Raw genomic sequence first — 12,855 nt, 5'->3', positions numbered from 1 at the left:
ACCTCTCCCCGCGAGCGGGGCGAGGTAAGTAAGCGCGGTCACATCATCGCGATGCAGTCGATCTCGACGTCGAAGGGGCCGAACCATTCCGGCGTGCAGAGGAAGATCCGCGCCGGCGGATCGCGCGGGAAATAGCGCGCATAGACGGCGTTGAACGCGGCCAAGTGTTTGGTCGAGGTGCAGTAGACGTTGCACTTCATGACATTGTCGAGGCTCGCGCCCGCCGTCTGAAGGCACAGCTTCATCTGCTCCATGATCAGTTCGCTCTGCCGCTCGATCGGCACGTCCGCGATCTCTCCCGTCTCGGGGTCGAATGGCGGCAGGCCGGCGACGAAGATCATGTTGCCGGCGCGCGTGACCGGCGAGACCGGGGCTTTCCAGCGGTCAAGGAACGTCGAGATCGGGTCGACGTGGAGCGCTTCGCGTTTAATTTCGAGATTCATGGGCGGTCACCTTCGGTGCAAGCGAGATGACGGCTTGCTACATCATCATGCAGCCGTCATGCTTCGCTTCTGATCGAAGTTTGCCCGCCGAGCCGCCTAGGCGTGCTGCGGCATCTCCTCGGCCTCTTCCTTGGCGAGCAGCAGCAGCATCTCGATGCCCATGTCGCCTTCCTGCGGCGAGCGGATGAACTTTATTTCGTCGGCGCTTTGCCGCAATGCGGCAACGATCGCGACGGCTTGGTTGGCCGTTGCCGCCTCGGTCGCCAGAATTGCCTTCTGGTTCTTGGCCTGAAACCCGATCGTGTAGGACATGCGTTCCCTCCCGGACTGAGTGGACCGATCGAATCTGAGTCGCGCGCCAAGCGGAAGCCTGTGTGAGTACGGACCGGGATTATCTGGGGATTGCGCGCAAGGCTCGCACAAGGCCGCAGGCGCGTCATGCTGACGTCACTTTTTTATCCAAATGGCGATCAGGCCAAACTGCGAGGGCCGCTTCGCCGAAGCTAGATAATGCCCTGCTGCTTCAGTGCCTCGATCTTGCCGGCATCGTAGCCGAGCTTGCCGGCGAGCACCTCCTGGGTGTGCTCACCCAGCAGCGGCGGGGCGCGGTAATCCTTGATCGGGGTTTCCGAGAGCGTCAGGGCGTTGCGGATCAGCGAGAGATCGGGCTGGAAGGGATGGTCGACCTTCACCCGCATGCCGCGCGACTGGACGTGCGGATCCGAAAACACCTGCTCGAAATTGTTGATCGGGCCCGAGGGAACGCCGGCCTCCTCCAGCCTGTCCAGCCAGTAGGCGACCGGCTGCTTCAGGAACAGGCCGGCGAAGATCGCCATGATCTCCTTGCCGTGTACGACACGGTCGTTGTTCTTGAGGAAGCGCTTGTCATTGGCGAGCTCGGGCTCGCCGAGCACGGCGCAGGTGCGCTGGAACTGGCCGTCATTGCCGACCACCAGCATCAGCTCGCCGTCGGTGCAGCGGAACACGCCGGCCGGCATGCCGCCATTGCCCCAGGTGCCGCGGCGCGGCGGCGTCTTGCCGTTGACGAGGTAGATCTGCAGCCAGTGCGACAACGATGCGATGACGGTGTCGAACAGGCAAACGTCGATATGCTGTCCCACGCCGTCATTGGCGTCGCGATGGTAGAGCGCCGAGAGAATCCCGATCGAGGTGTTCATGCCGGTCATGTAGTCGACGATCGAGGGGCCGACCTTCATCGGGCCCTCGCCGGGCTCGCCGTCGATATGGCCGGTGACGCTCATCAGGCCGCCCATCGCCTGCAGGATGGCGTCGTAGCCGGCGCGCGGCGCATAGGGGCCGGTCTGGCCGAAGCCGGTCACCGAGCAATAGATAATGCCGGGATTGATCGCCTTGATGGTCTCGTAGTCGAGGCCGTAGCGCTTGAGATCGCCGACCTTGTAGTTCTCCATGAAGACGTCGACGTCCTTGGCGAGCTCACGGATGATCGCCTGCCCCTCGGGCTTGGCGATGTTGACCGTGACCGACTTCTTGTTGCGGTTGGCGCAGAGGTAAAACGAGTTGTTGTTGTTGGCTCCGCCATCAGGGTCGGTCAGATAGGGCGGGCCGAAGGCCCGCGCGTCGTCGCCGGTGCCCGGCCGCTCGATCTTGATCACCTCCGCGCCCAAATCGCCCAGCATCTGGGCCGACAAAGGCCCGGCAAGCACGCGGGTGAGGTCAAGGATCTTGATGCCTGAGAGCGGCAGGGCCGACATGTCGAATTCCTCCGGGAACTGGATCTTGGCGCGGCCGCGAGATCGCGGGCCGCGCTCCCTGCGGATACACCATTTTGGCGGCCCGAGCACTGCACTGTGGGCATACGGCCATCCGCCCGCCCGCCCGGCGCAGGTCATCCGCCCGGTGAATTTCCGCCGCGCGAATATTCTCAGGTTACGGCCGCTGCGGCCACCTGCGGCCGTCGGCGGCCGAGCAGGACCAGGATCAGCACAGTGGCGCAGGAGCAGACCAAGGTGAGACCGAGCGCGCCGCGGCTGCCGAACTGGGTGAGCAGGCCGACAAGGAGCGGCGGCGAGAGCGCGGAGGCGAGATTGAGCGGCAGTGCGATCATCGACATGGCCTTGGCGAACTCGGTCTGATCGTAGAACACGAGCGGGATCGTCGCCCGCGCCACCGCCATCGCGCCGCTGCCGGCGCCATAGAGCAGGATGAAGGCCGCAACCGCCCAGGTCGCGCCCTCGCTCGTCATCAGCAGCAGCATGGCGACCGGGAGCGCCGTGCCGGCGACGAGCCCGGTCGTGATTCCGTCCCACCGCCCTCCGCCGAGAAAATCGAGCCCGCGGGCGCTGACCTGGATCACGCCCAGCATTGAACCGAACGCAAGCGCCTGCGCCGGGGGAAGCCCCTCCGCCCGGAGCAACTCGATCATGATGGCGCCGATGCCGAAATTGACGAAGGCGTTCAGTGTGATCGCGGCGGCGACGAGGCTGAAGGTGCTCCTGGGAATCGCAGGCGGCGGCGAGGATTTCACCGGCTCACCGCCATGATCACCGGCGATTTTCCGGCGCGGTGCGAGGAATGCGTAGAGCGGAAGGTTGATGACGATCATCATCGCCGCGTAGACGAGGCACGTCCCGCGCCAGCCGAGCAGACCGCTGAGGAACGACGTCGTCGGCCAGAAGATGCTGCTCGACAGGCCCGTCACCAGCATCAGCGCGCCGATGGCATTCTTGGCCTGCCGCCCGGCGACCTCGTTCAGCATGATATAGGCGCCGGTCGAAAGCGTGGCGCTGCCGGCGATGCCGAGGACGATCCACGCCGCGAAATACAGCAACGGCTCGCGCGCGAGGGACAGCAGGATGAAGCCCGGCACGGTGAGGACCGTACCTGAGATCATCACCTTTCGTGCGCCGTGCCGCGCAAACGACTTGGCGAGCCAGGGCGCGCACAGCCCCATCGACCCATAGAGAACGGACGTCCCGGCGAACACCGCCGGCAGGCTCATGCCGAGATCGGCCGCGAGATCGCGTCCGACAATGGCGGGAAGGCCGATCGTCCCCCACCCGACAAGCTGGGAGACCGCGAGCACCAGCAGGACCCCGATGAGCCTGCTGTCAGATTTCAGAAACCGCATTCCAACTGTCGCCTGCCCGGCAGGCGCAGATCACGCCTGTGACGGCAGTCTTACCCGGAGACTCAGCGCACGGAAACGCCGGCCGACGAATGGCAGCAGGCGGCCGGGAGCATGTCAGGAGGCGGCAGGAGCTCCCTGCCCCGCGAGCCCGAGCAGGGATCGCGCCTCGGCCGCAGTCGCCACGCGCCGGCCGTGGCGCGCGACAGCCTCACCGGCGATGGCCACGAGCTCCGCGTTGCTGGCCGCAAGGCGTGCCTTGTCGATCCTGATATTGTCCTCGAGTCCGGTGCGGACCGCATCGGCGCCCCGCGCCAGCGCCCAGCCCATGACCTCGGCCTGGTGGCGTCCGATCCCGGCTGCCGTCCACGTCGCCTTCGGGATCAGGCGCCTGAGCTCTCCCAGCAGGATGTCGAGGACATGCTCGTCCGCAGGCATGGCGTTCTTGACGCCCATGACGAACTGCACGTGCGGATGCTGGTCGATCAGCCCCGCCTCGATCAGACGGCGAGCGCCATGCAGATGCGACAGATCGAAGATCTCGATTTCCGGCCGGATGCCATTCGCCTTCATCCCGGTGGCGAGCGTCTCGACCAGCGCGGCACTGTTCTCGTAGACGATGGTCGGAAAGTTCACCGATCCCGTGGACAGCGAGGCCATGTCCGGCTTCAGGTAGAGCGACGATCCGCGCGCCGAGGGATCGCGGCCCCGCCCGCCGGTCGAGAACTGAACGATCATGTCAGGACAGTGCTTCTTGATCCCCGCCTGCACCAGGGCGAAACGTTCGGGATCGGAGGACGGCGTCTCGTCATCGTTGCGCACATGGATATGGGCGAGCGTGGCACCGGCTTCGAACGCCTGGTGCGTCGACTCGATCTGCTCGGACGGCAGGATCGGGACGGCGGGATTGTCCTTCTTGCGCGGAACGGAGCCGGTGATTGCGACGGCAATGACAGCAGGGTTCATCTTGCAACCTCATATTGATTGCGCTCACGCGCACAAATTCGGATCGGCAGCCTGACTATGCAGTGAGGCCCTGCCGCCGCGAACATCATCGATCGCGGCGGCAGTTGCCTCTATCATACGCGTCAGGTCCGAACCGTGGCAGCCCCGCTCACCGCATCGCCGGCGCGCTGACGGTCATAATCTGCCCGCGGCATCGGAACAGCATTGGGATTGCCGAGATCGTCGATCCTGATCCGATAGGTTTCCCGCGCGGTCAGGGCCGCCAGCGCGGCGATGATCGTGATAGCGAAGGCAATCGCCCCCACCGTCAACGGAATGTTGGTCGAGCCGGGAGGCGCGACGGTCGCAAACAGGGCGGGAAGCAATGCAGTGATTGTCGTGCCGATGTTCTGCGAGATCGCCATGGCCGACACGCGGGTGCGGGTCGGAAACAGTTCGGGGTAGAAGCTCGGGAAAATCGCGTTGTAGCCCTGATAGACGACGCCCCACATCAGCAGCGACACCAATATTGCGAGCGGCACATTCCTGATGCTGATGGCATAGAGATAACAAAAGGCGAGCAAACCGGAGAGAAGCGCGCCGACGATGATCGGAGGCTTGCGGCCGACCTTGTCGGAGAGATTGCCGACGAAGGGAATGACGAACACGGCCAGCATGTTTCCGAGGACCGGGATCCACAGATAGACGTCCTTGGCAAAACCGATCCCGTAGGCCGGCTGCACCGCATAGGCCGCGCCGAAGATGGTTGCAACGACAGGAATGACATTCATCAGCGCCATGCAGATGACCCTGAGCATGTCGCGCCAGCTCAGCTTGATAGCCTGAACGATGGGCGCGCGCGGAGCTTCTCCCCGCTCGCCCTCGCGGGCAAAAGCAGGGGTCTCGTCGACTTCGCGACGAATGATGTAGCCCGCGACGATGACGAAGAAGCTGAGGAGGAAGGGAATCCGCCAGCCCCAGCTGTTGAAGGCCTCGGTCGGCATATAGGCCGCCAACGGCAGGAAGATTGCTGCGGCGAGGATCTGTCCGGCCTGCACCCCCTGAAGGGCGAAGCTGGCATAGAAGCCCCGCCGACCGAACGGCGCGTGCTCCAAGATCATCGAGCTTGCGCCTGAGATTTCGCCGGCAACGGCAAATCCCTGCACGAGGCGCAGAATGACGAGCAGAATTGGCGCCAGGATGCCAACCTGCTGGTAGGTCGGCAGGATACCCACGGCCATCGTCGAGATGCCCATCAGGAACATGCAGATGATGAGAACCGTCTTGCGGCCATGGGTGTCGCCCCAATGTCCGAGCACGAAGGCACCGATGGGACGAGCCACATAGCCGACGCCATAGGTCGCCAGCGACGCAACGATCGCGACGGTGGGATTCTCCGACGGGAAGAAGATTTGCGGGAAGATCAGCGACGCGGCGGTCGCGTAGATGAAGAAGTCATAATATTCGAGAGCCGACCCGATCCAGCCGCTGGCAGCGGCTTTCCTGGACTGACTCATCTGATGGATCGCGGTCATCTCAAGATTCCTCCCTTGGGTTTTGCTGACGTCCCGTTGACGGGCTTCGCTCAAAATTGGGCAGCACTCTCCGGCCGCTCTGCGGAGTTTCGCGAGCGCTTGTCATTGCCGATGGGTGTCTGCTTGGTGGCGACGATAGGCTTTCGCCGGGCTAACACAATTACCCAGTTATGCGACAAACCTAACATGATGTTATTTGCGCGCCAGGCGCAGATCACGCCTCTAAGGTCCTCTTAGCTGCAAATCGCAGAATAGAGGAATGTCGGTTCCGAATGGTGTGGAGCGCTCTTCGCAGAACAGCGGGGTGAGGCGGTTGACATTGGACCATTGCATGGTCCATTTTATGAAACTTGAGGAAGGACAATGAGATGCGGGTCTCCGTCACCGACGCAAAAGGACAATTGACCGATCTTGTCCGCCGCGCAGAGGCCGGCGACGAGGTGATCCTGACGCGGCATGGACATCCCGCGGTGCGGCTCGTCCCGGTCAGGCTTCCGCCGGACCGCGCCGCCCGCCGGACCGTGCTCGAGGCGGCGCGAAGGACCGGCGGGGCCAAAGCTATCCCCGGACCGAGCGCCGCGCGCAGTCAGGACTTTCTTTTCGGCGATGACGGACTGCCGGAATGATCGCGCTCGATACCTCCGCGCTGATGGCGATCGTGCTCGACGAACCGCAGGCCGATGCTTGCATCACCGCGTTGGAAACCGCCGACGAAATCCTGATCTCGGCGGCCTCCATTGCAGAAAGCCTGATCGTCGCGGCACGGCGGGGCGTCGACGAAGAAATGAACAAGCTGATCAACGATCTCGGTTTGAACGTGATCTCGGTGACCCAAGCATCGGCCGAACGCGTGGCGCAGATCTACTCGCGTTGGGGCAAAGGCATTCGTCCTGCCGGTCTCAACTTTGGTGACTGCTTCGCCTACGATGTCGCCAAGGAGCATGGCTGCGCACTTCTTTACGTCGGCGACGACTTTGCCAAGACGGATATCGTTGCGGCGGCGTAAGTCGACGACTGCCGCGGCGGCGACTTACCGGCCGAACAGAAAAGCCGCGGGGCACCCGTCAGGCTGTATGGCCGGGATCGACGTGCTTCGGCGTTTTCTTGTCGCGTTGGGGCGTCATCTTGGCCGGATCCGGCGCATCCGGCACGCCACGCGGCCCGAGCTGGTCGCGCTGAATGTCGTCTTCGGAGCGGGAGGGTTCAATGCCGTTCGGCTCACGGGGCTTGGTCATCGCAGCCTCCTGAAGTGTTCTGCTCGGAGTGTCCGGTCAAATTCCCAGCGCGTTCTCGCCGGCTTCGCGGCCGGGCACGCTGACATGGACTTCGTGTCCCTCGCGAAGCGCCAGCGATGCTGCGGCAACCGCCGACTCGAAAGCCGCCTCCTTGGTGCTGTATCTGTTCTTGACGTCGCCGTCGTGCAGCACGCCCTATTCGTCCTGCACCGGCACGATCGTGTATTGCGCGAGGCCCATGGTGTAACTCCTCGAGATCTATCGCTGCGTGAGCTGCGGGTGCGCGGCGGTCACGCGCCAAACCGTGTTGCCGCTGTCGTCGGCGACCAGCAGCGCGCCGGTCTTGTCGATGGCGACACCGACGGGCCGCCCGCGCGCGTGGTTGTCGCTGTTGAGGAAGCCGGTGACGACATCCTGCGGCGGGCCGCTCGGCTTGCCGTCCGTGAACGGCACGAACACGACCTTGTAGCCGTTCAAGACCTGCCTGTTCCAACTGCCGTGCTCGCCGACGAAGGCGCCGCCGCGATAGGCGGGCGGCAAACTCGCGCTCGTGTTGAAAGCCATTCCAAGCGGCGCGACATGCGAGCTCAGCGCGTAGTCAGGCACGATCGCTTTGGCAACGAGGTCGGGTCGCTCCGGCTTGACGCGAGGATCGACGTGCTGGCCGTAATAGCTGTAGGGCCAGCCATAGAAGCCGCCGTCCTTCACCGATGTCATGTAGTCCGGCACGAGATCGGGACCGAGCTCGTCGCGCTCGTTCACCACCGTCCATAGCGACCCGGTCTGCGGCTCGAAGCTGAGACCGTTGGGATTGCGCAAGCCGCTCGCGAAGATGCGCCAGCGGCCGCTGGCACGGTCGACCTCGAGGATCGCGGCGCGATTGTGCTCGGCCTCCATGCCGTTCTCGGTGATGTTGCTGTTGGAGCCGACGCCGGCATACAACTTTGAACCGTCGGGGCTCGCGACCAGGCTCTTGGTCCAGTGATGGTCAATCGGTCCGCCCGGCAGCGGCGTCAGTACCGTGCCCGGCGCGGTGATCTTGGTATCGCCTTCGGTGTAGGGATATCTGACGATCGCATCGGTGTTGGCGACATAGAGATCGTTGCCGACCAGCGCGACGCCGAACGGCGAGTTGAGATGGTCGAGGAAGACGCTTTGCGTATCCGGGACGCCGTCGCCGTTGCTGTCGCGCAGCAGCGTGATGCGGTTGCTCTCGCCGGTGTCGCCGCCGGATGTCGCCCAGGACTCGACATATCCCATCACGATTTCCTTGGGCCGCTTGATCGGAGCACCCTTCGGCGCCTTGGATTCCACCACCAGCACGTCGCCGTTGGGAAGCACGTAGAGAAATCGGGGGTGCTGCAAGCCGGTCGCGAAGGCCTTGGCCTGCAAGCCCTGCGCAACGGCCGGGGTCTCGTCCTTTTTCCAGCCGACGATGCGGGCGATGTGCATCGGGGGCAGCCAATATTGCTGGATGTCGGGCAGCGTCGGGTTGGCGCCGGTTTGCGCCTTGGGATCGCCACTGCCGTCATTGCAGCCGGCGAGACACAGCAGCGAGGCGCACAACAGCGCCCTAGCGATTGCGGAGTTCATCGCGCAACTCCTACACCGTGGCGATACACCATGGCCCAGCCGAGCCAGCCGGTGACCGGCAGGATCAATACGGTGATGGCTGAAAGAATGAGCCCGGTCGGCCACACCGAGGTCCAGGCATCGCGCGTGTGGATCAACGCATTGATGGTTGCCAGGATCAGCGCCAGCGCGTTGCCGATCAGATGCGGCCAGGCTGGCGCCTGTGCCCGCACCAGGCGGTTGCCGAGGAAATCGGTCAGGCCGGCGATGGCGGCCAGCACGCCGAAGATGACGCCGACGACCAGAAGCCAGGCCGAAAAATCCGCCCACATGATCTCGGCACTGACGACATAGGCGATGTCGGTCAGCAGCGCCCCGATGAAGCACGCGATTGGGATCGGCACCAGCATCGGATGAATCGGATGGCCTGCGATTTGCGCGGTCGAGCGCACACGCAAATTGTCTTGCACGATTGACCTCGTGTGACTTTCGCCCCGCCCGACGGCCAACTCATGCTGGCGGTGAAGGTTCCTACGCTTGCGCAGTCACCGGCGTGCCGCCTGATACGCCGCGGACGCCCGCTTCCCCGGGCTAACCGACGATTTGCATCAGATGCACGCAGGCATCCGCCATGTCGTCGCGAGCTCGTGCCCTCGAAAAACGCAACGCAATTTGAACTCAGTGATCCCCGATCCCCGCAACGCCGATACCGGTTATCGCAATGCCGCCCACACCGTCACCGGCCGTCCTGTCGAAATGCCAAGCTCCAGCCGACATTGGGACTGACCTGCCCCCGGAGAGGGTCGGTCCATCGAGATGCAACAATTGTTGGGATGGAGCGGGTGAAGGGAATCGAACCCTCGTATTCAGCTTGGAAGGCTGCTGCTCTACCATTGAGCTACACCCGCGACAGGGGCTCCCTAACACGGCCGGGCGGCGGTCTCAACTGCCCAAGATCAACGGCCCAACACAAGATCAACTGCCCAAGAGTCGGCTTTCCAGCGCCTTCCCGGCCCTGCGAACAGCCGCTGGTTCCTCCCGACCCGCCTCCCCTTAACAACACCGGAATTGCTGCCTATATTGAAATCTTCCGCAACCAACGAAAGGAGGTGATCCAGTGTCTTTTACCAAGCGCTGTCACCTCGCTGGGATCGCCCGCTAAGCTTTGAATAAAGGCTTGGCATCGGGGCGCTCTCAGCCCTGGACCAGCGAGCAACAAATCGGGCGCGACGGGGGCCTCTCCGCCGCGCCTTTTTCGTTGGCATCGCGCCTGCTGTTCAGGGGAGCGCCTCGCCGGCGAGCACCTCGCGGATCCTCAGTGACAGGTCCGCCTTCCGGTACGGCTTCCTCAGCAACGCAACGCCGGAACCGAGATGACCCTCGTGGTCGAGGGCGTTGTCGGTATAGCCGGACGTATAGAGCACTCTCATCCCCGGGCGGAGGCGCCGCACGGCCTCGGCCAATTCCTGCCCGTTCATGCCGCCGGGCATGATGATGTCGGTGAACAGCAGATCGAATTGGGCGCCCTGCTGCACCAGCGCAAGCGCGGTTGCGCCGTCGCCGGCCGCGAGGGTGCGATAGCCGAGGCTGCCAAGCTGGGCGATGACATAGCCCTGCACCAGCGGATCGTCCTCGACGACGAGAATCGTCTCGTGCCCGCGTGCCGCCGCGGGCGCCTGCAGTGGCCCGGTCCTCGTCTGCGCTCCGCCCGCAGATCGCGGCAGAAACAGCCGAATCACGGTGCCGCGGCCTTCCTCACTCTCGATCGCAACGCTGCCGCCGCTCTGCTTGGCGAAGCCGTAGACCATGCTGAGGCCGAGCCCGGTGCCGCGACCGACCCCTTTGGTGGTAAAGAACGGCTCGAACACGCGGTCGCGGAGGTCGGCGGGGATGCCATGACCGGTGTCGGCCACCGCGACCATGATGAAGGCGCCGCACGTAGCGTCGCCGTCACCAGCACCATCCAATTCGCGGTTTGCCGTCTCGAGCGTCAGCGTGCCGCCGCCAGCCATCGCATCGCGCGCATTGACGGCGAGATTGATGATCGCCGACGACAGCTGCGACGGATCGGCCATCGCCGCCCAGGCGTCGTCCGCGAGGCGGGTGACGATTTCGACGTTTCCGCCCAGGATCGGCTTCAACAGCTTCGCCGTCTCGAGCACGAGGCCGTTGACGTCAAGCTCGCGCGGCTCCAGCGGCTGGCGACGCGCAAAGGTCAGGAGCTGTGAGGTGATCTCCGCGCCTCGCGCCGCCGCATCGTCGATGAGCTGGGCGATCGCGGCGAGGTCGGGCTTGTCCGCCAGCCCCTCACGGATGATCTCGATGGTGCCGGTGATGACAGTGAGCACGTTGTTGAAGTCATGCGCGACGCCGCCGGTGAGCTGGCCGATCGCATCCATCTTCTGCGACTGGCGAAGCCGCTCCTCGGTCTCGTGCTGCTCGGTCAGATCGGTGGCCGAACCACGATACCCCATGAAGCGTCCGTCGGCGCTGAACACCGGCCGGCCGTTGACGCTGAAATGGCGCGCGCGGCCAGCCGCATCGCGGCCGCGATATTCGAACTTGCGGAACGGCTCGTGGCGATCCAGCGTCGCCAAGTGAGCGCGCCATTTCTGGGGCTCGGCATCGCGGTCGAAGGCGGCGTCTGAACGGCGCCTCCCGATCAGCGCCTTGTGGTCCATGCCGAAAGCATCGGCCCGATCTGAAATGTAGGTGAACACGTGATCCGGGCCGGTCTCCCAGAACCAGTCGGATGCGGTCTCGGCATAATCACGGAAGCGCTGCTCGCTCGCGCGGGCGTTCTCCTCGGCGCGCTGCCGGATCTTCAGGTCACGCTCGAGATTCCCATTGGCCTCGCGCAGCTCGCCATAGGCATGTTCGAGGTTGGCGCACATGGCGTTGAAAGCAACGACCACCTTGTCCAGCTCGTCGGCCTCGTAAGGCGACCGGCGCTCCAGGCGCAGCGGCGGCGGCGGCCGTCCGAGGCTGTATTTGCCGACGTACTCGGCGATGGCGACGAGATGCCGGGTCACCAGCAGATGAAACATGTAGATGATGAACAACGAGACGAGGAACGTCTTTGCCGCCTGGCTTGCCAGAATGACGAGGGCCCTGTTCAGCAATTGCTGATAGACGTCGGTCAGCGTCGCCTCGACCCGCAGCGTGCCGATGGCGCGCGAGGTCCCCTGCACCATGGTGCTCAGCGGAAATTCCCGGGTCATGATCGAACGGGTGTTTCGCTCGCCGACTTCGACACGGATCGGATTGGGCCGATCGACGATCTCGCGGACCTCCGCCGCACGGATGTCAGGCAGCCGCAGAATGCCATCGAGCTGGAGCTTGAGCTGGTTCTGGTCGAGATTCCATAGGCTCTCTCCGAGGCTGCCCGTGGTGCTGCGGCCGATCTCGTCTAGCCGCGTCTCGATCAGTCCGACCTCACGATTGTAATCCAGATAGAGCTGGAGCGCAGTCAGGGTCAGCGTCACGACCGATGAGAACAGCAGCACGGCGGCAAGCAGCCGGGGCCCGACGCCGCTGCGCGACCAGTTGAAGATCCGCGACAGGAGCGCCGCGAACATCGGAGGCGCGAGCGCGGCGCCGATGCCGGTCAAATCCTGCTTCGCAGCCACCGGCGCAATGGCGCGGCGGCGCTTGGTATCATCGTCACCTGCGTTGCCCATGCACCACGTCCCCGAAAATGGCGGCACCTGCTCAGCCGGCCGACCGCAACCGCGAGCAAAGTGAACGGTTGAGGCCCTGCCTCAGCACGCGGTGCGCGTGGCGATCCTGTCGGCCGATGATCCTATCGGCCCTTGATCCTGTCGGCCCTTGGGCGGCCTGAGTTCGACGGGGTCATATCTTGCGCCCAGCAGCAGGATTCCCGGGCAAAGTACCACCTCGCGTGCTAGAATGACATCGGTGAAAGTCCGGAGCTCGCCCGCACAGCGGGAACGTGCTGTCAACGTTGCGGACTGGCGCAGCTGCCATCTCCGGTAGATCGCGCGGCCCCGGAATCCGAT

At 64.3% G+C, this 12,855-nt stretch carries 13 protein-coding genes and 1 tRNA gene; 2 read left to right on the top strand and 12 right to left on the bottom strand.

Translation table 11 applies throughout. From position 1 onward, the window contains the following. Positions 1 to 38 precede the first annotated feature (38 nt). The 6 genes from ABIB80_RS27125 to ABIB80_RS27100 all read right to left on the bottom strand — a co-directional run bounded on the left by ABIB80_RS27125 (position 39) and on the right by ABIB80_RS27100 (position 6,029). Entirely contained in the window at positions 39 to 443 is a 405-nt protein-coding gene (locus ABIB80_RS27125) for a RidA family protein (protein WP_219683764.1), read from the bottom strand. Between the two features lie 96 nt (positions 444 to 539). Further along, on the bottom strand, positions 540 to 755 hold the full coding sequence (locus ABIB80_RS27120; protein WP_007602925.1) for a hypothetical protein: 216 nt from the start codon (positions 753 to 755) through the stop codon (positions 540 to 542). A gap of 191 nt (positions 756 to 946) precedes the next feature. After that, positions 947 to 2,176 carry a CaiB/BaiF CoA transferase family protein gene (locus tag ABIB80_RS27115; RefSeq protein WP_354128763.1) on the bottom strand — a complete coding sequence of 410 codons (1,230 nt, stop codon included), beginning with the start codon at positions 2,174 to 2,176 and terminating at the stop codon, positions 947 to 949. Positions 2,177 to 2,346: 170 nt separating this feature from the next. Beyond that, positions 2,347 to 3,552 (bottom strand): MFS transporter, encoded by a 1,206-nt coding sequence (locus tag ABIB80_RS27110; protein WP_219683766.1) that lies wholly within the window; start codon positions 3,550 to 3,552, stop codon positions 2,347 to 2,349. Between the two features lie 114 nt (positions 3,553 to 3,666). Next, the gene (locus ABIB80_RS27105; protein ID WP_354128762.1) at positions 3,667 to 4,515 is read right to left on the bottom strand and encodes a 3-oxoadipate:acetyl-CoA acetyltransferase; all 849 of its coding nucleotides are present in this window, start codon (positions 4,513 to 4,515) and stop codon (positions 3,667 to 3,669) included. Between the two features lie 122 nt (positions 4,516 to 4,637). Beyond that, the gene (locus ABIB80_RS27100) at positions 4,638 to 6,029 is read right to left on the bottom strand and encodes an MFS transporter (RefSeq protein WP_219683769.1); all 1,392 of its coding nucleotides are present in this window, start codon (positions 6,027 to 6,029) and stop codon (positions 4,638 to 4,640) included. Positions 6,030 to 6,397: 368 nt separating this feature from the next. On the opposite strand from ABIB80_RS27100, the gene ABIB80_RS27095 reads away from it, so the two are divergent. Together ABIB80_RS27095 and ABIB80_RS27090 are read left to right on the top strand one after the other, a co-directional pair. Continuing rightward, positions 6,398 to 6,655 (top strand): type II toxin-antitoxin system Phd/YefM family antitoxin, encoded by a 258-nt coding sequence (locus ABIB80_RS27095; RefSeq protein ID WP_007602915.1) that lies wholly within the window; start codon positions 6,398 to 6,400, stop codon positions 6,653 to 6,655. Then, positions 6,652 to 7,035, top strand: coding sequence for a type II toxin-antitoxin system VapC family toxin (locus tag ABIB80_RS27090; RefSeq protein WP_007602914.1), 384 nt, complete (start codon positions 6,652 to 6,654; stop codon positions 7,033 to 7,035). Before ABIB80_RS27095 ends, ABIB80_RS27090 begins: the two co-directional genes overlap by 4 nt. 58 nt (positions 7,036 to 7,093) lie before the next feature. On the opposite strand, the gene ABIB80_RS27085 is transcribed toward ABIB80_RS27090, so the two are convergent. From ABIB80_RS27085 to ABIB80_RS27060, 6 genes are all read right to left on the bottom strand, one after another. Then, positions 7,094 to 7,264, bottom strand: a complete 171-nt coding sequence (locus tag ABIB80_RS27085; protein ID WP_219683770.1) for a hypothetical protein — start codon at positions 7,262 to 7,264, stop codon at positions 7,094 to 7,096. Between the two features lie 36 nt (positions 7,265 to 7,300). Beyond that, complete coding sequence (locus ABIB80_RS27080) at positions 7,301 to 7,456, bottom strand: hypothetical protein (protein ID WP_354128761.1); 156 nt, start codon at positions 7,454 to 7,456, stop codon at positions 7,301 to 7,303. Positions 7,457 to 7,522: 66 nt separating this feature from the next. Next, positions 7,523 to 8,857, bottom strand: a complete 1,335-nt coding sequence (locus tag ABIB80_RS27075) for a PQQ-dependent sugar dehydrogenase (RefSeq protein ID WP_219683772.1) — start codon at positions 8,855 to 8,857, stop codon at positions 7,523 to 7,525. Beyond that, positions 8,854 to 9,306 carry a DUF2231 domain-containing protein gene (locus tag ABIB80_RS27070; protein ID WP_219683774.1) on the bottom strand — a complete coding sequence of 151 codons (453 nt, stop codon included), beginning with the start codon at positions 9,304 to 9,306 and terminating at the stop codon, positions 8,854 to 8,856. Before ABIB80_RS27070 ends, ABIB80_RS27075 begins: the two co-directional genes overlap by 4 nt. Before the next feature lie 364 nt (positions 9,307 to 9,670). Then, positions 9,671 to 9,744, bottom strand: a tRNA-Gly gene (locus tag ABIB80_RS27065). A gap of 369 nt (positions 9,745 to 10,113) precedes the next feature. Then, a complete protein-coding gene (locus ABIB80_RS27060; RefSeq protein WP_219683775.1) occupies positions 10,114 to 12,516 on the bottom strand; it encodes an ATP-binding protein in 2,403 nt (800 codons plus the stop codon). Positions 12,517 to 12,855 lie beyond the last annotated feature (339 nt).

Source organism: Bradyrhizobium sp. i1.15.2, from assembly GCF_040548425.1.
Lineage (GTDB): Bacteria > Pseudomonadota > Alphaproteobacteria > Rhizobiales > Xanthobacteraceae > Bradyrhizobium > Bradyrhizobium canariense.
The sequence above is the reverse complement of the archived record's forward strand: the minus strand, read 5'-3'. Positions and strand labels throughout refer to the sequence as shown.

Bases quoted from the DNA above. Each gene is read 5' to 3' on its own strand.
- ABIB80_RS27125 (WP_219683764.1), bottom strand. From the start codon at position 443: ATGAATCTCGAAATTAAACGCGAAGCGCTCCACGTCGACCCGATCTCG.
- ABIB80_RS27120 (WP_007602925.1), bottom strand. From the start codon at position 755: ATGTCCTACACGATCGGGTTTCAGGCCAAGAACCAGAAGGCAATTCTG.
- ABIB80_RS27115 (WP_354128763.1), bottom strand. From the start codon at position 2,176: ATGTCGGCCCTGCCGCTCTCAGGCATCAAGATCCTTGACCTCACCCGC.
- ABIB80_RS27110 (WP_219683766.1), bottom strand. From the start codon at position 3,552: ATGCGGTTTCTGAAATCTGACAGCAGGCTCATCGGGGTCCTGCTGGTG.
- ABIB80_RS27105 (WP_354128762.1), bottom strand. From the start codon at position 4,515: ATGAACCCTGCTGTCATTGCCGTCGCAATCACCGGCTCCGTTCCGCGC.
- ABIB80_RS27100 (WP_219683769.1), bottom strand. From the start codon at position 6,029: ATGACCGCGATCCATCAGATGAGTCAGTCCAGGAAAGCCGCTGCCAGC.
- ABIB80_RS27095 (WP_007602915.1), top strand. From the start codon at position 6,398: ATGCGGGTCTCCGTCACCGACGCAAAAGGACAATTGACCGATCTTGTC.
- ABIB80_RS27090 (WP_007602914.1), top strand. From the start codon at position 6,652: ATGATCGCGCTCGATACCTCCGCGCTGATGGCGATCGTGCTCGACGAA.
- ABIB80_RS27085 (WP_219683770.1), bottom strand. From the start codon at position 7,264: ATGACCAAGCCCCGTGAGCCGAACGGCATTGAACCCTCCCGCTCCGAA.
- ABIB80_RS27075 (WP_219683772.1), bottom strand. From the start codon at position 8,857: ATGAACTCCGCAATCGCTAGGGCGCTGTTGTGCGCCTCGCTGCTGTGT.
- ABIB80_RS27060 (WP_219683775.1), bottom strand. From the start codon at position 12,516: ATGGGCAACGCAGGTGACGATGATACCAAGCGCCGCCGCGCCATTGCG.